Annotated in this window: 19 protein-coding genes; 11 read left to right on the top strand and 8 right to left on the bottom strand. The window is 64.3% G+C overall.

Annotated elements, in window-relative coordinates; genetic code table 11:
• Window position 1: 1 nt before the first annotated feature.
• A complete protein-coding gene (locus ACPWR9_RS02230; RefSeq protein ID WP_426312747.1) occupies window positions 2-982 on the bottom strand; it encodes a KpsF/GutQ family sugar-phosphate isomerase in 981 nt (326 codons plus the stop codon).
• 180 nt (window positions 983-1,162) lie between these two features.
• Here ACPWR9_RS02230 and ACPWR9_RS02225 point away from each other — a divergent pair, with 180 nt between their 5' ends.
• The 7 genes from ACPWR9_RS02225 (at window position 1,163) to phnE (ending at window position 8,716) form a co-directional block, all read left to right on the top strand.
• Window positions 1,163-3,145, top strand: a complete 1,983-nt coding sequence (locus ACPWR9_RS02225) for a cation:proton antiporter (protein WP_426312745.1) — start codon at window positions 1,163-1,165, stop codon at window positions 3,143-3,145.
• A 153-nt stretch (window positions 3,146-3,298) separates the two neighbouring features.
• The gene (locus tag ACPWR9_RS02220; RefSeq protein WP_150679949.1) at window positions 3,299-3,850 is read left to right on the top strand and encodes an adenine phosphoribosyltransferase; all 552 of its coding nucleotides are present in this window, start codon (window positions 3,299-3,301) and stop codon (window positions 3,848-3,850) included.
• A gap of 64 nt (window positions 3,851-3,914) precedes the next feature.
• On the top strand, window positions 3,915-4,529 hold the full coding sequence (locus tag ACPWR9_RS02215; protein WP_426312744.1) for a LysE family translocator: 615 nt from the start codon (window positions 3,915-3,917) through the stop codon (window positions 4,527-4,529).
• Between the two features lie 76 nt (window positions 4,530-4,605).
• Entirely contained in the window at window positions 4,606-5,361 is a 756-nt protein-coding gene (locus tag ACPWR9_RS02210) for a DeoR/GlpR family DNA-binding transcription regulator (RefSeq protein WP_069340321.1), read from the top strand.
• A 527-nt stretch (window positions 5,362-5,888) separates the two neighbouring features.
• A complete protein-coding gene (phnC, locus tag ACPWR9_RS02205; RefSeq protein ID WP_426312741.1) occupies window positions 5,889-6,749 on the top strand; it encodes a phosphonate ABC transporter ATP-binding protein in 861 nt (286 codons plus the stop codon).
• A 16-nt stretch (window positions 6,750-6,765) separates the two neighbouring features.
• Window positions 6,766-7,734, top strand: coding sequence for a phosphonate ABC transporter substrate-binding protein (phnD, locus tag ACPWR9_RS02200; protein ID WP_426312739.1), 969 nt, complete (start codon window positions 6,766-6,768; stop codon window positions 7,732-7,734).
• Window positions 7,735-7,891: 157 nt separating this feature from the next.
• Complete coding sequence (gene phnE / locus ACPWR9_RS02195; protein ID WP_150679953.1) at window positions 7,892-8,716, top strand: phosphonate ABC transporter, permease protein PhnE; 825 nt, start codon at window positions 7,892-7,894, stop codon at window positions 8,714-8,716.
• Between the two features lie 80 nt (window positions 8,717-8,796).
• On the opposite strand, the gene ACPWR9_RS02190 is transcribed toward phnE, so the two are convergent.
• The 7 genes from ACPWR9_RS02190 to phnG all read right to left on the bottom strand — a co-directional run bounded on the left by ACPWR9_RS02190 (window position 8,797) and on the right by phnG (window position 14,941).
• Window positions 8,797-9,942, bottom strand: a complete 1,146-nt coding sequence (locus tag ACPWR9_RS02190; protein ID WP_426312738.1) for an alpha-D-ribose 1-methylphosphonate 5-triphosphate diphosphatase — start codon at window positions 9,940-9,942, stop codon at window positions 8,797-8,799.
• A gap of 17 nt (window positions 9,943-9,959) precedes the next feature.
• Entirely contained in the window at window positions 9,960-10,679 is a 720-nt protein-coding gene (gene phnL / locus ACPWR9_RS02185) for a phosphonate C-P lyase system protein PhnL (protein ID WP_426312872.1), read from the bottom strand.
• A gap of 95 nt (window positions 10,680-10,774) precedes the next feature.
• Window positions 10,775-11,575, bottom strand: coding sequence for a phosphonate C-P lyase system protein PhnK (phnK, locus tag ACPWR9_RS02180; protein WP_426312869.1), 801 nt, complete (start codon window positions 11,573-11,575; stop codon window positions 10,775-10,777).
• Between the two features lie 38 nt (window positions 11,576-11,613).
• Window positions 11,614-12,543, bottom strand: a complete 930-nt coding sequence (locus ACPWR9_RS02175; RefSeq protein ID WP_426312737.1) for an alpha-D-ribose 1-methylphosphonate 5-phosphate C-P-lyase PhnJ — start codon at window positions 12,541-12,543, stop codon at window positions 11,614-11,616.
• Entirely contained in the window at window positions 12,540-13,823 is a 1,284-nt protein-coding gene (locus ACPWR9_RS02170) for a carbon-phosphorus lyase complex subunit PhnI (RefSeq protein ID WP_426312735.1), read from the bottom strand. The genes ACPWR9_RS02175 and ACPWR9_RS02170 overlap by 4 nt, the downstream gene beginning before the upstream one ends.
• Entirely contained in the window at window positions 13,823-14,458 is a 636-nt protein-coding gene (gene phnH, locus ACPWR9_RS02165) for a phosphonate C-P lyase system protein PhnH (protein ID WP_426312733.1), read from the bottom strand. The genes ACPWR9_RS02170 and phnH overlap by 1 nt, the downstream gene beginning before the upstream one ends.
• Complete coding sequence (phnG, locus tag ACPWR9_RS02160) at window positions 14,459-14,941, bottom strand: phosphonate C-P lyase system protein PhnG (protein ID WP_426312730.1); 483 nt, start codon at window positions 14,939-14,941, stop codon at window positions 14,459-14,461.
• Window positions 14,942-15,034: 93 nt separating this feature from the next.
• Here phnG and phnF point away from each other — a divergent pair, with 93 nt between their 5' ends.
• The 4 genes from phnF to ACPWR9_RS02140 all read left to right on the top strand — a co-directional run bounded on the left by phnF (window position 15,035) and on the right by ACPWR9_RS02140 (window position 19,850).
• Window positions 15,035-15,796 carry a phosphonate metabolism transcriptional regulator PhnF gene (gene phnF / locus ACPWR9_RS02155; RefSeq protein WP_426312727.1) on the top strand — a complete coding sequence of 254 codons (762 nt, stop codon included), beginning with the start codon at window positions 15,035-15,037 and terminating at the stop codon, window positions 15,794-15,796.
• The gene (locus ACPWR9_RS02150; protein WP_426312724.1) at window positions 15,793-16,647 is read left to right on the top strand and encodes a DUF1045 domain-containing protein; all 855 of its coding nucleotides are present in this window, start codon (window positions 15,793-15,795) and stop codon (window positions 16,645-16,647) included. Before phnF ends, ACPWR9_RS02150 begins: the two co-directional genes overlap by 4 nt.
• A complete protein-coding gene (gene phnN, locus ACPWR9_RS02145) occupies window positions 16,644-17,231 on the top strand; it encodes a phosphonate metabolism protein/1,5-bisphosphokinase (PRPP-forming) PhnN (protein ID WP_426312723.1) in 588 nt (195 codons plus the stop codon). Before ACPWR9_RS02150 ends, phnN begins: the two co-directional genes overlap by 4 nt.
• A 138-nt stretch (window positions 17,232-17,369) precedes the next feature.
• On the top strand, window positions 17,370-19,850 hold the full coding sequence (locus tag ACPWR9_RS02140; RefSeq protein WP_426312722.1) for a GcvT family protein: 2,481 nt from the start codon (window positions 17,370-17,372) through the stop codon (window positions 19,848-19,850).
• Window positions 19,851-19,980: the final 130 nt, after the last annotated feature.

Raw genomic sequence — 19,980 nt, 5'->3', positions numbered from 1 at the left:
CTCACACGACCTTAGCGGCGAACAGGTCGTGGACGTTCAGCGCGCCAACCAGGCGGTCGTTTTCGGTCACGAGCAATTGCATGATGCCGAAGCGTTCCATCAGCTCGGCGGCTTCGGCGGCCAGTTGATCGGGGCCGATGGTGCGCGGGCCGGCGGTCATCACGTCGGCCAGTTTCAGCGCGCTGAAGTCGAGCGTACGCTTGAACAGGCGGCGCAGGTCGCCGTCGGTGAAGATCCCGACCACGTGATCGTCGGCGTCGACGATGGCGGTCATGCCCAGGCCCTTGGCGGTCATTTCAAGCAAGGCGTCCGACAAGCTGGCATCCGCGCGCACACGGGGAACGCGCTCGCCGGTGCGCATCACATCGCGCACGAAGGTGAGCAAGCGGCGGCCAAGCGAGCCACCCGGATGCGAGCGGGCAAAGTCTTCCGCACCGAAGCCACGCGCGTCGAGCAGGGTGACGGCAAGCGCGTCGCCAAGGGCGAGGGCGGCGGTCGTGCTGGCGGTGGGGGCGAGGTTGAGCGGGCAGGCTTCCTTTTCGACGTGCGCATCGAGATGCACGTCCGACAGGCGCCCGAGGCTCGAATTGGCGTTGCCGGTCATGGCGATGAGCTTCGCGCCCAGGCGCTTGACCATCGGCAGCACGCTCACCAGTTCGCCGGTCTCGCCGGAATTGGAGAGGGCGACGACGACGTCGTCTGCGGTGATCATGCCGAGATCGCCGTGACTGGCTTCAGCGGGGTGTACAAAGAAAGCGGGCGTGCCGGTGCTGGCGAAAGTGGCCGCCAACTTGCGGCCGATGTGGCCCGATTTGCCCATGCCGGTGACGACAACACGTCCGCGGCAGGCGAGCAGCAGCGAGACCGCTTCAAAGAAGCTGTCGTCGAGGTGTGCGGCGACGCGTTCGATGGCGTCCGCTTCGGTGCGCAACACCTCCCGGGCGACCTCGAGTGCCCGGCCTGGATTGATTTTCGCTATCATGCGCGGAGTATATCAAAATGGCTGCGGCCCCGAGGGACAGCCGCGCCAGGCTTAGGCGTGCGACGCCTTGGCCATGCCGCATCCTGCCGCCGACGTGATCCGATTCCGTCATCGGGACTCAAACTGGCACGACACTTGCGTCGCAGGTGTCGCGCTCACCCAGGAAACCCACCTCCGCTGATGGCTTCACCGCTCGAACTCACTCTCGTTCTGTTGTTTGCCGCCTGCGTCGGGGTGGTGCTGTTCCGCATGCTCCACCTGCCGCCGATGCTCGGCTATCTGAGCGTGGGCATCGTCATCGGCCCGCACGCCCTCGGCCTGGCGTCGGATTCGCAGCGGGTCCAGTACCTTGCCGAGTTCGGCGTGGTGTTTCTGATGTTTTCCATCGGTATCGAATTCTCGCTGCCCAAACTAAAGAGCATGCGAAGGGTGGTACTCGGCCTGGGGGTCTCGCAGGTACTGGGCACGCTGCTCGTCGCGGTGGGGATCGGTGCGCTCGTCAATTTGTTCTGGTCGTTTTCGTGGCAGGCGTCCGTGGCGTTGGGCGGCGCGCTGGCCATGTCGTCGACGGCCATCGTGACGAAGATGTTGGCCGAGCGGCTCGAACTGGAGACCGAGCACGGACGCAACATCATGGGCGTGCTGCTGTTTCAGGACTTGGCCGTGGTGCCGCTGCTCATCGTGATCTCCGCGCTGGGCGGCAACTCGAAAGCCCTGGTGCTGGCCTTGTCGCTCGCGGCGCTCAAGATCACCGGCGCGTTGGCGCTGCTGTTGTGGGTCGGGCAGAAACTGGTGGGACGTTGGTTCCACATCGTGGCAGCGCGCCGCTCGCAAGAGCTGTTCATGCTCAACCTGCTGCTTCTGACGCTCGGCCTCGCGTACATCACCGAGCATCTTGGCTTGTCGATGGCGTTGGGCGCGTTCATTGCCGGGATGTTGATCGCCGAGACGCCGTTCCGCCATCAGGTGGAAGACGATATCAAGCCGTTCCGCGACGTGTTGCTTGGCCTGTTCTTCATTACCACCGGCATGTTGCTCGACCCGGTCATCGTGGTGAAGCAGCCGCTGCTGGTGCTGCTCTTCTTCGTCGGGCCGCTGCTCGTTAAATTCACGTTGATCGCGGGCTTGGCTCGCATCTTCGGTAGCGCGCCGGGAACGGCGATCCGCACCGGTCTCGGCTTGGCGCAGGCCGGTGAATTCGGTTTCGTGTTGCTCAATCTGGTGATCGATCGGAATCTGCTCGACCCGTCGCTTTCGCAGGCGGTGCTCGCCGGCATGTTGCTGTCGATGTTGTGTGCACCGTTCCTGATCATCAACGCTGACCGTATCGCACTGCGCTTTGTCGCGAACGAATGGATGATGCAGTCGCTGCAAATGACGCGCATCGCCACGCAGAGCATCAAGACCTCGGGCCACGTGATCATCTGCGGCTATGGCCGTTGCGGCCAGAATTTGGCGCGCATGCTCGAACAAGAGGGCATCGGCTATGTCGCCCTCGATCTCGACCCGGACCGCGTCATGGAAGCCGCCAGTTCGGGCGAAACTGTGGTGTTCGGTGATGCGGCACGCCGCGAGGCGCTTGTCGCTGCCGGTATCCATCGGGCGGCCGGGATCGTGGTGACCTACGACAGCACGCCCGCCGCGCTCAAAGTGCTGGCGCAGGTGCAGGCGCTTGAGCCCACGTTGCCGGTGGTTGTACGTACGGTCGACGACACGCATATCGACGACCTGATTGCGGCCGGGGCGACCGAAGTGGTGCCCGAGATCGTGGAGGGCAGTCTGATGCTGGCCTCGCATGCGCTGGTGCTGATGGGCGTGCCGATGCGCCGGGTGCTGCGTCGTGTGGCACAGGCCCGTAACGAGCGCTACAGCTTGCTGCGCGGCTACTTCCACGGCCTCGACGATGACGACGAAGGCGGCGAGCGCGAACAGGTGCGCCTGCAATCGGTGCCGCTCACCCTCAATGCCGATGCCGTGGGCCGTACGCTGGGCGAGTTGAAACTCGACAAACTGGGCGTAACGGTCACCGCCATTCGCCGTCACGGCATTCGCGGTGTCGAGCCGGTGGCCGAAACACGGCTGATGGCCGAAGACATCGTCGTGCTGCGCGGGCTGCCTGAAAAACTGGCATCTGCGGAACAGCGGCTACTGGGGCGGGGCTGAAGCTAGCGCCGCGCCAGGCGCAGCCGCCCCCGCCGACCTGCATCGACACACGTCACACACGTCATCAAGCGCGAACCGTCGTTTTGGCATAATGTGGACTTTCGGGCGTCCGCCCGAGTGAATTCCATCAAGCATCCAGAAAGAAGGATCCCCGTGCAGATCGACGAGTCCCCTGCCGCCTATATCAAGAGCCAGATTCGCACCGTACCCGACTGGCCCGCGCCCGGCGTGCAGTTCCGCGACATCACGCCGCTGCTCAAGAACCCGCGCACCCTGCGGGTATTGATCGACGTGTTCGTGCATCGCTACATGGACCATCGTCCTGACTACATCGCCGGTCTCGACGCCAGGGGCTTCATCCTCGGCTCGATCCTCGCGTACGAGCTGAACATCGGTTTCATCCCCATTCGCAAGAAAGGCAAGCTGCCGTACCAGACCGTCGCCGAAGAGTACGAACTGGAATACGGCAGTGCGACCGTCGAGATCCACGCTGACGCCTGTGGTCCCGGCGATCGCGTGCTGCTCATCGACGATCTGGTCGCCACCGGTGGCACGATGCTGGCGGGCAAGAAGTTGCTCGAACGGCTCGGCGCCACCGTCATCGAAGGTGCCGCGATTGTCGACTTGCCCGAACTGGGCGGCTCGCGCTTGATCCGCGACGCCGGCCTGCCGCTTTTCTTGTTGTGTTCGTTCGAGGGCCACTGACCTTACCGTCAACCTCGACCCCGCAACACCTTTCGCTTTTTCGCCACCCGACCCGGACGCTGCGATGCCCAACCTCTGGCTGTTTTTGCTGACCTCGGTGGCGATCACGCTCGCACCGGGCCCCGACAACATGCAGGTGATTGCGCGTGGCATCGCGCAGGGGCGTCGCGCGGGCCTCGCGGCGGCGGCGGGTTTCACCGCCGGGTGCCTGTTCCACACGACCATCGCCGCCGTCGGCTTAGCGACTGTCCTGCGCTCGTCGCCAATCGCGTTCGAAGCGATCAAGCTGGTCGGCGCGGCCTATCTCGTGTGGATCGGCATCAAGGCACTACGCGCACGCGGTGGCCTCACGATGGCGAGTAGCGCGGCCCCGCAACCGCTGTGGAGCGTCTTCCGCCAGAGCGTGTTCGCGAACATGTTGAATCCGAAAGTCACGTTGTTCTTCCTCGTGTTTCTGCCGCAATTCGCCACCGCCGACGCGGCCCATCCGGGCGCGCAGATGTTCCTGCTGGGGCTGGTCTTCATGGCGCAGACCATCGTCGTATTCAGCCTGTACGGCTGGTTCGCGGGCGTGCTGGGCGTGTGGCTCAAGCGCCGGCCGGGGGCAGGGCGCTGGCTCGATCGCGTGGCCGGGATGATCTTCATCGGGCTGGGCGTGCGCGTCGCGTTGCAGGGGTAACGTGCGACGCAGCGTGCCGCCGCAGCGCATCCGCGCGATTCATAAAATTTCGTAGTCCAACCGTCACTGTCCGACCATGCTTGCCGAACAACGCCAACAATACGTGCTCGAACAACTCGCCAAGACCGGGGCGCTCGCCATCAGTGATCTGGTGCGTGAGCTGGGAGTCTCCCGCGAGACCGTGCGCCGCGATCTGAACACACTCGCCGCGCGCGGGCTGCTGCTGATGACGCACGGCGGCGCACTCGCGGCCGACCGGAGCGAGCCCGACTGGACGCTGCGCGAGAACGTCAACGCGGTAGGCAAACGCGCCATTGGCGTACGTGCGGCAGAACTCGTGCCCGACGGCGCGTCGGTCATCATCGACTACGGCACCACTACGCGCGCCGTGGCGCAAGCGCTGCTCTCCAAGCACCGGCTGCGTATCTACACGAACGACTGGCAGATCGCGCGCTTGCTCGGCCGTCATCATGACAATCGCGTCACGTTGCTCGGTGGCGAGTTGCAAGACAACGAAGACGCCGTGCAGGGTTGGGACGCCATCAACCAGATCGCCCAATATCACGCCGATTTCGCGTTCATCGGCGTGGGTGGCGTGACGGAAGACGGTGGCATCACCGACTTCAACCGCGCGGCCGCAGAACTGCGAGCACGTATGCTGCTGTGCGCCAATGTCTCGGCGGTGGTGGCCGACCACACGAAGTTCGGCCGCGTGACCCCTGTGCGCATCCGTCACTTCGAAGCCGCTCGCTACCTGATCAGCGACGCCGCACCGCACAAATCGATGCTGGCCCAATTGCGCGCGCGCGGCCCGGAACTGCTGATCGCCTGATCGGCCCGGCATTTGACGATCGGCTACGTGTGTCGCGTACGCGACGCCCGTAGTCGGCGACACCACCACATCCCCTCAAATCGCCACACGTCGCCAAACGACGGATCGGCCGACGCCGCACTGCGGCACATGCCCTCGCTCAAGACCCGCACGCCACGGCCTTGACGCGCCAATTCGGGGCATTTTCTGTGCCTTTGGCTTCCCTAAAAGATGTAGACAAAACCGGTGCGATGCCTCGCGCCGGGGTCTCGCTCGTCTCATCTGATACGACCGTGTCGGCCTCGTGACAGCCCCTGGCGCTCTCTCGGGAACACTTCCAAATCATTGACTCGATAAGGGTTTTCAACGTCGAGCGAAAAGCTGATCGATTGTCACTGTCTTGTCATCCGCGCTTTTTAGACTGCGTTCACTTTTGGCACAAATTGCCACAAAACAGCTAGTCGAGTGATGCAGGCGCCGCCTCCTGTCCGGGAGTGAAGCACGCGAACCTGCATCGGTCCCGACCGGCGTCGACTCACAGGTGAACCGTGGACGAAGCGATTCGAATCGAGCGACTGACCAAGACCTTTGGCAGCCGACGCGCCCTCGACGAAGTGGCGCTCAAGATCATGCCGGGCGAGATGGTGGCCCTCATTGGGGCGTCGGGTTCGGGCAAGTCGACGCTGATGCGTCACATCGCGGGCTTCGTGCCGGCCGATGCGCAACCGGGCAGCATTGAAATTCTGGGCCGCCCGATTCAACGCGACGGCCGCATCGTGCGCGAAGTGCGCCAAATTCGTCGCGATATCGGTTTCGTGTTCCAGCAATTCAATCTGGTGGGCCGTCTGCCGGTCATCACGAATGTCCTCACGGGTCTGCTGGCCCGCGTGCCGCTCTGGCGCAGCTTGATTTTCCGTTTCACCTCGGCCGAGCGTCAGGCCGCGATTGCCGCGCTTGCCGAAGTGGGCATTGCCGATCTGGCATTCCAGCGCGCAAGCACGCTCTCGGGCGGCCAGCAGCAACGTGCGGCACTGGCGCGCACGCTGGTGCAGGGCGCGAAGATCATCCTCGCCGACGAGCCGATTGCCTCGCTCGACCCCGAGTCGGCGCGCAAGGTGATGGACATGCTCGCGCGCATGAATCGCGATCACAAACTCACCGTCGTCGTGTCGCTGCACCAGGTCGACGTGGCCATGCGTTATTGCGTGCGCACCGTCGCGCTGCATCAGGGACGCGTGGTGTACGACGGCCCCTCGGCGGCCCTCACGCCTGACCTGCTGCGCCGCTTGTACGGCGTGCAAGCCAGCGAATTGCTCAATGAAGATTCCGAAGCATCGGAAGGCTCGACGGCGCAGCCCGCCGAAGCTGATGCCCCTTTTCTCACCTCGATGTCTCTTAGTTTGACCTGACCAGGAGCTTGCTCTCATGAAACTGTGGAAAACCCTGCTGGCCGGCGCGGCCATGCTCGCCTCGGTGGCGGTTGCGCACGCGCAGGAAATCAATTTCGGCATCATCTCGACCGACTCCAGCGCGGCACTGCGCCAACGCTGGCAGCCGCTGATCGACGACCTCGAGAAGCAAACGGGCCTGAAGGTGACCCCGTTCTTCGCCACCGACTACGCCGGTGTGATCGAAGGCATGCGCTTTAACAAGGTGCAACTGGCATGGATGGGCAACAAGGGCGCGATGGAAGCCGTTGACCGTTCGCAAGGCGAAATCTTCGCGAAGATCATTTACGCCGACGGTTCGGAAGGCTACTACTCGCTGCTGATCGCCAACAAGTCGAGCCCGTACAAGACGCTCGACGACGTGCTCAAGAACGGCAAGAAGATCAACTTCGGCCTGGGCGATCCGACCTCGACGTCGGGCACGCTGGTGCCGGGTTACTACGTGTTCGCGAAGAACAACATCGATCCGCGTACGTACTTCAAGACGGCCCGTAGCTCGAATCACGGTGCCAACCTGATGGCCGTTCTGAACAACCAGATCGACGTCGCGACCAACAACACCGAAGAGCTCGACAAGCTCGAAGCCACGCAGCCGGAGAAGGCCAAGCAAGTGCAGGTGATCTGGAAGTCGCCGCTGATCCCGTCGGATCCGTTGCTGTGGCGCAAGGACTTGCCGGAAGCCACCAAGAAGAAGCTTCGTGACTTCTTCCTGGCCTACGGTAAGGACGCGCACGAGAAGGAAGTGCTGAAGAACATCTACAACTACGGTGGCTTCCGCGCTTCGACCAACGCTCAGCTGCTGCCGATCCGCCAGCTCGAACTGTTCAAGCAAAAGCAACAGATCGAAGCCGACGCCAACCTCGATGCCGCCAAGAAGCAAACGCAACTGGCCGACATCGACAGCAAGCTGGCCGCGCTCGAGCAGGAAACCAGCAAGACGAAGTAATGCAGTAGCAATGCAGTAGTAGTGCAGTAAGCAGGCCATGGTGGCGGGGACGCAGCTTTCACATGCGTCCCCGTAACCGGAAACAACGGTCTGTATCGTCTCAGTAGTCCGATTCATTCACCGGCGCACGTTGCCGGTACTACACGTGGTACACGACATGAACACCAGCGTAACCTCCACTGCAAGCACCACTGTTGGCGCGACGGGCCGCCTGCCGGGCGAACCGCCCAAGCGTTCGTGGCTGTCGTTGATCGGCTGGGGGGCTTTCTTCCTGATTCTGGTGTGGTCGTGGGGCGGCGCCGATATGCGTCCGCTCGATCTGATTCGCGACTCGGGCAACATGAGCCAGTTCGCGCACGATTTCTTCCCACCTGATTTCCACGACTGGCGCGTGTATGTGCACGAGATGCTCGTGACGATCCACATTGCTGTCTGGGGCACGGTGCTGGCGGTGGTGTGTTCGATCCCGATGGGTTTGCTCTCGGCCTCGAACATGGTGCCGGCGTGGGTGTATCAGCCGGTGCGCCGCGTGCTGGATGCCTGCCGCGCGATTAACGAAATGGTCTTCGCGATGCTCTTCATCGTGGCGGTCGGGCTGGGCCCGTTCGCCGGTGTGCTGGCGCTGTGGGTGCACACGACGGGCACGCTCTCGAAGTTGTTCGCCGAAGCGGTCGAAGCCATCGACCCGCGGCCGGTGGAAGGCGTGCGCGCCACGGGCGCCCGCTCCATCGACGAAATTCTCTACGGCGTGTTGCCGCAAGTCATGCCGCTGTGGATCTCTTACACGCTGTATCGCTTCGAGTCGAATGTGCGCTCGGCATCGGTGGTGGGGATGGTCGGCGCAGGCGGTATCGGTGTGGTGCTCTACGAAGTGATTCGTAGCTTCCAGTACGCGCAAACGTGCGCTGTGATGCTCATCATGATCGTCGTCGTCACCTGCATCGACGTGTTCTCGGCACGCGTGCGCAAGATGGTGATCTGAGGCATCCGATAGCGGTGTGTGCGGGAAAGTAAAAAGGGCGCCTAGGCGCCCTTTTTTCCATCCTCACTGTCTCGCAGTACTCAAGCGATCCGCTGCCCCACCATAAACGTGGCACGCGGAATTGGCGGCATGCCGGGGCGGACCGCCACGCGCACCATGTCGGCACGCAGTCCGACTTGAATGCCGCCACGGTCGGTCAGCCCGGCCGATTGCGCCGGGTTCCACGACACCGTGCGCATCGCCTTCGACAGCGTCCAGCCGCAGTCGGCGTGATCGTTGTGCAACTGAAACGCGGCTTGCAGCAGGCTCGCTGGAACGTAGTCCGACGACAGAATGTCGAGCACGTCCTGGCGGGCGAGTTCGGACGCCGCCACGTTGCCCGAGTGCGAACCGCCGCGCACCACGTTCGGCGCGCCCATGATCACGCCAATCGACTTCTCATGCGCTGCACGCGCGGCGACGAGCGTCGTCGGGAATTCGGACAACGCCACGCCGTCGCGAGCGGCTTCCTCCACGTGTTCTAGCGACGTATCGTCGTGACTCGCCAACGACAACCCGCGCGCACGGCTCATTTCCACGATCGCCCGTCGATGCGGGATGGCGTACTTCTCCTGCTGCGCTTTCAGATCGGCCAGCATGGCGTCCCACTGCGCGTCCGGAATCTTGCCGTTGCGCTCGTGATACTGACGATGCAGCGCCGGATCATGCCACTGGCGCTGCCCCGGCGTGTGATCCATCACCGAGACGAGGCGCAGCAGCGGGTGATCGCACATATCAGCGAACGTCTCGGCGGCGTCTTGCGTGGCGATCTCACAGCGCAGATGCAGGAAGTGGTCCGCACGGAAGAGGCCGGCGTCGATAGTGTCGAGCAGCGCTTGTCCGCACTCGGCTTGCAGCTTGCGGCTGCGCAGGCCCGACGCGTCGCGCTCGCCGATCACCAGCGAATCGAAGACCGTGGTGATACCCGCGGCCGCGACCTGTGCATCGTGAATCGCAAACGCCGCGTGCGTGTTCCAGTACACACCGGGACGCGGCGCGAGGTGTTTCTCCAGATTGTCGGTATGCAGTTCGACGAGGCCGGGCACCAGATAATCGCCTTCCCAGTCGACGGCCTCCGGTGCCTGCGTGGTGCCTTCTTCCACGGAATGAATGCGGCCCTCGCGCACTTCCACGACACCGGTAAACGTGGTGTCCGGCGTGACGATGCGGGCGTTCTTGATGAGCATGGACGAAAACTCCGAGATCAATGAGCAGGGCGTAGGACGGGGCGCATGGCAAGCGTGCGCGTGGCGACTTCGTCGCGGGTCGCCTCGTCGTGGAAGATGCCGACGATGGCGCTGCCAGCGGCACGGGCTTCGGCAATCAGTTGAGCAACGACGGCGCGGTTCTGCGCGTCGAGCGACGCGGTCGGCTCGTCGAGCAGCAGCACGGGCGCGGCGGCAATCAACCCGCGCGCGATGTTGATACGCTGCTGTTCGCCACCTGAGAACGTCGCCGGGGCGAGCGTCCAGAGCCGCTCGGGAATGTTCAGACGGGCGAGCAGATCACGTGCGCGGGCGGTGGCCTCTTCGGCGCTCACCCCGAGACGGCGCAGCGGCTCGGCCACGATGTCGAGCGTCGTCACACGCGGAATCACGCGCAGAAACTGACTGACGTAACCGAGTGTGGTGCGGCGCACGGACAACACTTCGCGCGCGGTGGCCGTCGTGAGATCGACCCAGCGCTCGCAATGTCCGTTGCCTTCGTCGTGACGAATCTCGATGCGCCCCGCGTTCGCGAGGTAGTTACCGTACAGGCAGCGCAGCAACGTGCTTTTGCCCGCGCCCGACGGGCCGACAAGGGCCACGCATTCGCCGCGTCGCACTGTCAGGTCTACGCTCTCGAGCGCCGGAATCTGCGCGTCGACGGCACCCGCATGCGCATGCAGATGAAAGGTCTTGTGCAGCCCTTGCGCGCGCAGCATGACGTCGTGCTCGCGCGTGGCGAGCGTGAGCGATTCGTGCCGCAATGCATTCGCAGAGGCACTCGGATGAAGATTTTGGGGTGTCGTTCCGGAAGTCATACGGGCAGCACCGAAGAGACGAGCAGTTGCGTGTAGGGATGTTGCGGATCGTCGAGCACCTGATCGGTCAGCCCGGCTTCGACCACGCGCCCGCCTTGCATCACGATCAATCGATGCGCGATGAGGCGTGCGACGCCGATATCGTGCGTGACGATGATGGCGGCCAGATGAAGGCGCTCCACGAGCGAGCGCAGCAGATCGAGCAGTCGGGCTTGCACCGAGACGTCCAGCCCGGCCGTCGGCTCGTCCATGAAGACGAGGCGCGGTTCGGTGACGAGATTGCGGGCGATTTGCAAGCGCTGCTGCATACCGCCGGAGAACGCGCCGGGCATCTCGTCGACACGCGACGGATCGAGCTCGACTTGCGCCATCCAATGACGCGCTTTGCCGCGGATGTCGCCGAAGTGGCGCGCACCCACTGCCATCAGCCGGTCGCCGATGTTGCCGCCCGCCGAGACGTTCATGCGCAGACCATCGCGCGGGTTCTGCTCGACAAAGCCCCATTCGGTGCGCAGCAGGCGGCGCTTGTGGGCTTCGTCGAGTGCGAGCAGGTCGTGCAGCGCGCCGTCGGTGCCGCGATAGTGCAGCGTGCCCGCGTCGATGTCGTGACGCAGCGCAAGCGCATTCAGCAATGTCGACTTCCCCGAGCCTGATTCGCCGACGACGCAGATCACTTCGCCGGGCCACAGATCGAACGACACGTCTTCGCAACCGATGCGGTCGCCATATCGCTTGGCCAGTCCCGACACGCGTAGCAACGGTTGATCCGCCGCGCTCGCAATGCCTGTCGTATTCATGGCGCCACCCGTATCGAGGGCGGCATGGGTCACGGTGTTCATACTGCCTCCTTCACCGTGTCGCAGGTATCGGGCGCGGTGGCGGTGCGGCTGCCGCAGTAATCGCTGTCCGAGCACACGTACATGCGCGTGCCGGCGTCGTCGGTAATCACTTCATCGAGGAAGCTTTCGGTCGCGCCGCACAGCGCGCAGTGCGCATCCCATTTCTGAATCTCGAACGGGTGGTCGTCGAAGTCGAGACTCTCGACCGGGGTGTAGGGCGGAATGGCGTAGAGACGCCGCTCGCGGCCCGCACCGAACAGTTGCAGCGCCGGGTTCATATGCAGCTTCGGGTTATCGAATTTCGGAATCGGCGACGGCGACGAGAGATAGCGGCCGCCCACGATCACCGGATAGTCGTAAGTCGTGGCAATCGCACCGTGGCGCACGATGTCTTCGTACAGACGCACACGCATGAGCCCGTACTCGCCAAGCGCATGCAGCTTGCGCGATTCGGCGATACGCGGCTCCAGCCGGAACAACGGCTCGGGCATCGGTACCTGATAGACCATGATCTGGCCTTCGCGCAGCGGGGTTTCGGGAATGCGGTGACGTGTCTGGATGACCGTCGCGTCGGCGGTTTTCGTCGTCGTCGCGACACCGGCGGTTCGCGCGAAGAAGCGGCGAATGTTGACCGCATTGGTCGTATCGTCCGCGCCCTGATCGATCACCTTGAGCGTGTCGTCGGCACCGATCACGGCGGCGCTGACCTGAATGCCACCCGTGCCCCAGCCGTAGGGCAGCGGCATCTCGCGGCTGCCGAAAGGCACCTGATATCCGGGAATGGCCACAGCCTTGAGCAGGCTGCGGCGGATCATGCGTTTGGTCTGCTCGTCGAGAAACGCGAAGTTATAGCCTTCGGCGAGCGGTGCGGCACCGGCGGCGGTTTGCGAGGTGCTTTGCGATTCGAATGTGGCAGCGTCGTTCATGCGGCCTCCTGCTTGTCTTGGACAGCCGGGGAGCGATCGCCCTCGGCCTCGTCGGTGCCTGTGGCTTGTGCGCCGTATTTCGCCGTGTGCTCGGCACGCAGTCGCCGCACCAATTCCAGCTCGGCCTGAAAGTCGACGTAGTGCGGCAGCTTCAAGTGCTGCACGAAGCCCGAGGCTTCCACGTTGTCGCTGTGATAGAGCACGAACTCCTGTTGCTGCGCGGGCGACGTGATGGCATCGCCAAGTTCTTGCGTGCGCAGCGCGCGGTCGACCAGCGACATGGCGAGTGCCTTACGTTCGTTGTGTCCGAAGGCGAGCCCGTAGCCTTGCGTGAACTGCGGCGGCACATCTTGATTGCCACCGAACTGCGTGACCATCTGGCATTCCGTGACGGCGATCTCGCCGATGTCGATGGGGAAACCGAGCTCTTCCGGCTCGATTTCGATAGCGACGTGGCCGATGCGAATTTCACCGGCGAACGGGTGATCGTTGCCGTAGCCGCGCTGCGTCGAATAGCCGAGCGCGAGTAGAAAGCCTTCGTCGCCACGTGCGAGGTTTTGCAGACGCGCCGTGCGCGAAGCTGGCGTGAAGAGCGGCGTGTGTACGAGATCGTGCGGCTCGGGATCGAGGTCGTTGGCGCGCAGCGACTCGAGCAAACCGTCGCGTCCGAGAATGTCGGTCACGCGCGGTGTGGTATCGATGGGCGGCAGCGGCGGGATGTTTGTCTCGGCGGCAGCGTCACCGTCATTCGCGCTGTCGGCACGCTGAGGTGCGGACTCGGCGGCGTTGCCTGCGGTGTGCGCCATGACGGCCGATGCGCCGGCACGTTGCTCGCGTACTTCACCGGCGAGCGGCGCGCTCGCGACTTCCTCTTCCGCCAGCAGCGCGAAGTCGAGCAAGCGCTGCGTGTAGTCGTACGTCGCGCCGAGCAGTTGTCCGCCCGGCACGTCCTTGAACGTCGCTGAGATGCGGCGTGACAGACGCATCGCGGCCGTGTCGATCGGCGTGGTCGTGCCCAGTCGCGGCAACGTCGTGCGATACGCGCGCAGCAGGAAGATCGCTTCGACCAGATCGCCCGCCGCTTGCTTGATGGCCAATGCGGCCAGCGTTTCGTCGTACAGCGCGCCTTCGCTCATCACACGCGCGACGGCCAGACGCATCTGCTCGCGAATTTGCGTGACGGTGAGCGCGGGAATCGACGTGTCGCCGCGTCGCGCTTTGGCGAGCAAGTCCCAAGATTGTTCGATGGCGCGTTCGCCACCTTTGACGGCCACGTACATCAGCACACCTCCACTTGCGTGGTGCGCGGAAGACCGAGCACCGTGTCGCCTGCCGCGATCAACAGATCGAGCCCGGCAGGAAAACGCGGTGCCAGCGCCGCGCGCGCTTGCCAGAACGCAGCGTCCAGGCCGCTAACACTCACATCGGTATGCGTGGCGATCCCCGGCCCGCGCAAACGCAGGTGCAGGCCGCCATCGTTCGCATGTCCAACGGCTAGCGTCGGTACGTCGACGATTAACGTGGCCGAGTGCTCGGGCGATTCCGATGTCCCGAACGCGAAACGATCAAGCGCGGGGCAGCGTGCCGGGTCGGTGAGCAGCGCGAACTGCGCGGTGGCGAGGTCGGCGTCACCGTAAAGCAGCGGCGCGCCGGTATGAAAGCGCAGCGCGCTGGCCACTTCTGCCAGTGGCGCTTGCAACCAGACGGGGGTCGTCGCGTCGGCGAGCGCCAGCAGCGTGGCGCGTGCGGCCACACTGGCCTCGTCGCTGTGAGCGAGCCGGCTGCCGACGCTGCGCAGTTGGCCGGGGCGGGCCAACGCGTCGAGCACAGCGCGAAACACGCCTTGCGCGTCGTGAACGGGGTCGGCGAAACCGGGTTGCAGTTGCGACCAGTCGGGCATCGATGCCATCAACATTCAGGCCTCCCGGACCATGGTGAAAAATTCGACGCGGCTAGCAGCGGTCGCGGCTTCGGCCTGTGCAACCGTGTCGGCGACCCGCTGCGCGATGGCCGCGAGTGGTCCTGCGGCGAGCGCCGTGTGGTGCTGCGGCATTTGCATGAGCGCGTCGAGGCGCGCCACGCGCACGGCGCGATCGGCGTCGCGCCCTAGCACATAGCCGGTGCCGACGACGCCGTCGCGCTGACGCAACGTGCAGCGCGTGACCGTGGTCTCACCGAGATTGAAGCGATCGCCGCTGCCGCCGACCCGGCCTTGCACCAGCACGAGACCGGTCTGCGGCGCACGCAGCCAGACGAACTCGGGCGCATCGGGGCAGCGCGCCAGGGCGTCGTCGAGCTCGTCGCGCGTGGCGCGAGCGAGCAACGCCAGCCAGCGCTGCCGCGCCTGCGGGGCGACAGCGGGCGCGTCGGGCGAACTATCGAAAGTTGTGTTTGGCATGATTGTCTAGTCGTATAGACGTGTGTATGATCGCTTTGGCAATGAAGGGGTGTGACTCGCGAACTCATTACAACTTTGCCGGGTGTCAATTTCATGACAGCACAACTCGAACGCGGTGGCGGCGTCGCCGTTTGGCGACAGATTGCGCAGATTCTCGCCACCGAAATCGGCCAGCGCCGCTATGGCGAGGGCCTGCCCGACGACCGCCTGCCTAGCGAGACCGATCTCGCTCACCGTTTCGGCGTGAATCGCCACACGGTGCGGCGCGCCATTCTCGGGCTGGCCGAGCAGGGCCTCGTCAATGTCGAACACGGGCGTGGCACCTTCGTGCAGGCGGGCGCGATCGATTACGTGATCGGGCGCCGCACGCGCTTCTCCGAAAATCTCTCCCAACACAATCTCAAAGTCGCGCAGCAGATTCTTTCTGCGCACAAAGTGAGCGCAGAAGCCAATGTGGCGCTGGCACTCGAAGTGCCCGCAGGCACGCCGGTGTACCGCGTGGAATTGGCGCGCCGCAGTCTCGACGATCAGGGCATCGAGTTGCCGCTGGCGTATAGCGAGAACTGGTTTCCGGCGGCACGCTTCGCCGATTTCCCGGAAGTCTTCGCGCAATACACGACGATCAGCGCGACGCTCGCGACCTATGGCGTGACCGATTACACGCGGCGCGAGAGCCGCATTGGTGCGCGTTTGCCCGATGCGGACATTGCGCGGCATCTCGGCATCAACCGGCAGCAGCCGGTGTTGAGCGTCGAGAGCACCGACGTCGATGTGAAAGGCAAACCGATCAAATACGGCATCGCCTATTTTCCCGCAGACCGCATGCAACTCGTGGTGCAGGGGGATGCGGCATGAACGGTGTTTTCGATGCAACGCACGCGCAAGCTCGGTGCGACATGCTGGCGGCGCTCGACTTGAACGTGGCGCGATTCGCGGTGTACTACGTGCCCCCGGCGGGCTCGTGCTGGTGGCACGAAGGCAGTCGCTGGCTAGGTCGCGATGCCATCACTGACAGGACGCTGAATGCACCGCAAGTGCCGGGGTTATCGCGCACGTTGGCAGAGGTCACCGTCGACGCGCGCCGTTATGGACTCCACGGCACGCTCAAGGCGCCGATGCGTCTCGTACCGGGCGCGAAGCCCGAAGACCTTTTCGCCATCGCTCAACAAGTCGCCGCACGGCACACGCCGTTCGATCTGCCGCTGAACATCGACGTGGTGGATACCGACAATGGCAAACGGCCGGGCTTCGTCGCGCTGCGTCCGAAGACGAATGTCGCGGGCGTGCCGGGCGTTGCCAGTGCTGTTGGTGCCGCGGCTGCAAAGCAGATCGACGCGCTTGCCTTCGATTGCGTGGAAGCCTTCGACGGCTTGCGAGCCGCGCCTTCTGAAGCCGAACTGTCTCGCCGTCTGGCGCAACCCCTCACGACACGTCAGCGCGAATTGCTCACGCACTGGGGGTATCCGTTCGTGTTCGACGAATTCCGTTTTCACATCACACTCACCGATCGTGTGGCGGCTGCCGACGCGGCGGCGATTACCGATTGGTGGAAGCCGCGCGTGCAGGCACTCGGTGCCATGCGGGTCGACGCGCTGGCGTTGTTCGTGCAGCCGACGGCCGATGCGCCGTTCGTACTCGCCGAGCGATTCGCACTCGGGCAGACCGGGGCGTCGGGGCTGGCAGATTCGACCGGAGGTGCTGCATGACCCGCCCTCGCTTGTTCTACGTGATGGGCGAGTCCGGTGCGGGAAAGGACTCGTTGCTGGCCTATGCGCGCGAACGCGTCGGCGCAAGCCCCGAAATCGGTTCGCCGGTCGTATTTGCCCACCGATACATCACCCGCCCTCCGACGGTCGACGGCGAGAACCACGTCGCGCTGTCACCATCGGAGTTCGCCCAGCGGCAGGCGCTGGGCTGTTTCGCGCTCGATTGGGAAAGCCATAACTGCCGCTACGGCATTGGCGTTGAAATCGACGCGTGGCTGGCCGCAGGTGCAAGCGTCGTGATGAACGGTTCGCGCGCGTTTCTCGAACGCGCCGTGCAACGGTACGGCGAGCGGCTGTCACTGGTCGAAATTCAGGTCGATCCGCTGGTGCGCGCGCAACGCCTCGCCAGTCGCGGACGGGAATCCGGCGAAGCGCTCGACAAGCGTGTCGCGCACCGCGTGCAATGGGCGCCGCCTGAGGGCATTCCCTTTATCGCGATCGCCAACAACGGCACGCTCGCGCAGGCGGGGGACCAACTGACGGCGGTGCTGACGCAACAAGGTGACGGGCAGATGTCACGGTGACAATCCGGTAGTGTTGTGGCGTTGTGTGTCGTTATTTTGCAAATTATTGCAAAGTGAGCAAGCTTTGCGTAATCTCACGACATCCACCACGACACTGCTCGCGCCATTGCAGGCGCGGGCCGCTTTCCGGAGCCCCACATGGCCACAGCCTTGCCCACTCATGCCCGCGTCGTCATTGTCGGCGGCGGCATCGTCGGATGTTCCGTCGCGTACCACCTTGCCAAACTCGGCTGGACCGACGTCGTGCTGCTCGAGCAAGGGCAGTTGTCGTGCGGCACGACGTGGCATGCGGCGGGACTCGTCGGGCAATTGCGCTCGCAGGAGAGCATGACCAAGCTCATCCGCTATTCGACGAAGCTCTACAGCGAACTCGAAGCGGAGACGGGGCTGGGCACGGGTTGGAAGCAGTGCGGATCGCTGTCGGTGGCAAGAACGGCCGAGCGTATGACGCAGCTCAAACGCACCGCAGCCGTGGCGCGCGCGTACGGCGTGCAATGCGATGTGATCTCGCCGCGCGACGCGGGCGAGTTGTGGCCGGTCATGCGTACCGACGATCTCGTGGGCGCGGTGTGGCTGCCCGGCGACGGCAAGGCCAACCCGACCGATCTCACGCAGGCGTTGGCACGCGGCGCCCGCAGCCGTGGCGTGCGCATTGCCGAGAACACGCGCATCACTGAAATTCACACCGCGTCGCCGAACGGCGTGCGCACGGCGACGGGCGTGTCGTGGCAGAACAAGGACGGCGAGCATGGCCGCATCGATGCCGAAATCGTCGTCAACTGCGCAGGCCAGTGGGCGAAGGCCGTGGGCCGGATGTGCGGCGTGACGGTGCCGTTGCATTCCGCCGAGCATTACTACATCGTGACCGAGCGCATTGCGGGTGTGCATCCCGATTTACCGGTGATGCGCGACCCGGACGGCTACATCTACTTCAAGGAAGAAGTGGGCGGGCTGGTGATGGGCGGCTTCGAGCCGAACGCCAAGCCGTGGGGCATGAACGGCATTCCCGAGAATTTCGAGTTTCAACTGCTGCCCGACGATTGGGACCAGTTCGAGATCCTCATGGAGAACGCGCTCATTCGCGTGCCCGCGCTGGAGACGGCGCAGATTCGCCAGTTCTACAACGGCCCCGAGTCGTTCACGCCGGATAACAACTTCATTCTCGGTGAAGCCCCGGAACTGCGGAATTTCTATGTCGGCGCGGGTTTCAACTCGATGGGTATCGCGTCGGCTGGCGGCGCGGGTATGGCGCTCGCGGAGTGGATCGTCGCAGGCGAGCCGACGATGGACTTGTGGCCAGTCGACATCCGCCGCTTCGCGGGATTTAACGGCAACGACACGTGGCTGCATGACCGCGTGAAAGAGACGCTGGGTCTGCACTACGCGATGCCGTGGCCGAATCGCGAGCTCGACACGGCGCGCCCGTTCCGTCGCTCGCCGTTGTACGCCACGCTGCTCGCGAAGGGCGCGTGCTTCGGCAGCAAGATGGGCTGGGAGCGTCCGAATTTCTTCGCGCCGTCGCCCGATGAAGCACGCATCGAGTACAGCTTCGGTCAACAAAACTGGCATGCGTGGAGTGCCGCCGAGCATCGGGCGTGCCGCGAGGCCGTGGCGTTGTTCGATATGAGTTCGTTCTCGAAGCTGCTTATCAAGGGGCGTGACGCCGAGCGTGTGCTGCAAACGCTGTGCACCAACGACGTGGCCGTGGCCCCGGGCCGCACGGTCTACACCGGCATGCTCAACGAGCGCGGTGGCTACGAGTCGGACTTCACACTGACCCGTATCGCGCCGGATCAGTACCTGATGGTCACCGGATCGGCGCAGACCACGCGCGATATGGATTACATCGAGCGCCGCATTCCTGCCGATGCGCACTGCACCGTGGTGGATGTGACGGGGCAATACGCGGTGCTCGCGCTGATGGGGCCGAACGCGCGCGGATTGCTTCAACAAGTGTCCAAAGCCGATTTCTCCAACGAAGCGTTCCCGTTCGGCACGAGCCGCGAAATCGATCTGGGCTACGCCACCGTGCGCGCTACCCGGCTGACGTATGTCGGCGAACTCGGTTGGGAGTTGTACGTGCCGGTCGAATTCGCAGTGGGCGTCTACGAGGCGCTGCATGCGGCGGGCAAAGCGTTGGGTTTGCGCGACGCGGGGTATTACGCGATCGATTCGTTGCGCATCGAGAAGGGCTATCGCGCGTGGGGCCGTGAGCTGACGCCGGATACGAATCCTGTCGAAGCGGGCCTGACGTTTGCGTGCAAGCTCGCGGGCGATTTGCCCTTCACTGGCCGCACGGCGGTGGAGCAAGCACGTTCGAAAGGTGTGCGCCGCAAGCTGGTGAGCGTGGCGCTCGACGGGGCGACCGGCAGCATGCTGTGGGGCGGCGAGGCGGTGTTGCGCGACGGCCAGCCGGTGGGCTTCATCTCGTCGGCTGCGTACGGGCACACCATCGATGCGCCGGTTGCGCTGGCCTTCCTGACGAACCCCGACGGCGCGGTGGATGCCGCGTTCGTCGAGGCGGGGCGCTATCAGGTGGATTTGGCCGGTGAACTGCTCGACGCACGGGTGCAATTGCGCGCGCTTTACGACCCGAAGGGCGAGCGCGTGAAAGCGTGAGGCGGGCTTAAGTCGGCGCTCGCCGCCGCCCGAATCCTTCTCGACTCGGGCGGAGTCGCCGTCGCTTCTGTAAAATGCCGCTTTTGCCTCGTTTTCGCACCTGTCCGGTGAGGGTGCGTCCGGTCTTCCC

It is taken from the genome of Pandoraea pneumonica (genome assembly GCF_049918595.1).
Lineage (GTDB): Bacteria > Pseudomonadota > Gammaproteobacteria > Burkholderiales > Burkholderiaceae > Pandoraea > Pandoraea pneumonica_A.
The sequence above is the reverse complement of the archived record's forward strand: the minus strand, read 5'-3'. Positions and strand labels throughout refer to the sequence as shown.

Bases quoted from the DNA above. Each gene is read 5' to 3' on its own strand.
- ACPWR9_RS02230 (WP_426312747.1), bottom strand. From the start codon at position 982: ATGATAGCGAAAATCAATCCAGGCCGGGCACTCGAGGTCGCCCGGGAG.
- ACPWR9_RS02225 (WP_426312745.1), top strand. From the start codon at position 1,163: ATGGCTTCACCGCTCGAACTCACTCTCGTTCTGTTGTTTGCCGCCTGC.
- ACPWR9_RS02215 (WP_426312744.1), top strand. From the start codon at position 3,915: ATGCCCAACCTCTGGCTGTTTTTGCTGACCTCGGTGGCGATCACGCTC.
- ACPWR9_RS02210 (WP_069340321.1), top strand. From the start codon at position 4,606: ATGCTTGCCGAACAACGCCAACAATACGTGCTCGAACAACTCGCCAAG.
- phnD (WP_426312739.1), top strand. From the start codon at position 6,766: ATGAAACTGTGGAAAACCCTGCTGGCCGGCGCGGCCATGCTCGCCTCG.
- phnE (WP_150679953.1), top strand. From the start codon at position 7,892: ATGAACACCAGCGTAACCTCCACTGCAAGCACCACTGTTGGCGCGACG.
- ACPWR9_RS02190 (WP_426312738.1), bottom strand. From the start codon at position 9,942: ATGCTCATCAAGAACGCCCGCATCGTCACGCCGGACACCACGTTTACC.
- phnL (WP_426312872.1), bottom strand. From the start codon at position 10,679: ATGCTGCGCGCGCAAGGGCTGCACAAGACCTTTCATCTGCATGCGCAT.
- phnK (WP_426312869.1), bottom strand. From the start codon at position 11,575: ATGAATACGACAGGCATTGCGAGCGCGGCGGATCAACCGTTGCTACGC.
- ACPWR9_RS02175 (WP_426312737.1), bottom strand. From the start codon at position 12,543: ATGAACGACGCTGCCACATTCGAATCGCAAAGCACCTCGCAAACCGCC.
- ACPWR9_RS02170 (WP_426312735.1), bottom strand. From the start codon at position 13,823: ATGTACGTGGCCGTCAAAGGTGGCGAACGCGCCATCGAACAATCTTGG.
- phnH (WP_426312733.1), bottom strand. From the start codon at position 14,458: ATGTTGATGGCATCGATGCCCGACTGGTCGCAACTGCAACCCGGTTTC.
- phnG (WP_426312730.1), bottom strand. From the start codon at position 14,941: ATGCCAAACACAACTTTCGATAGTTCGCCCGACGCGCCCGCTGTCGCC.
- phnF (WP_426312727.1), top strand. From the start codon at position 15,035: ATGACAGCACAACTCGAACGCGGTGGCGGCGTCGCCGTTTGGCGACAG.
- ACPWR9_RS02150 (WP_426312724.1), top strand. From the start codon at position 15,793: ATGAACGGTGTTTTCGATGCAACGCACGCGCAAGCTCGGTGCGACATG.
- phnN (WP_426312723.1), top strand. From the start codon at position 16,644: ATGACCCGCCCTCGCTTGTTCTACGTGATGGGCGAGTCCGGTGCGGGA.
- ACPWR9_RS02140 (WP_426312722.1), top strand. From the start codon at position 17,370: ATGGCCACAGCCTTGCCCACTCATGCCCGCGTCGTCATTGTCGGCGGC.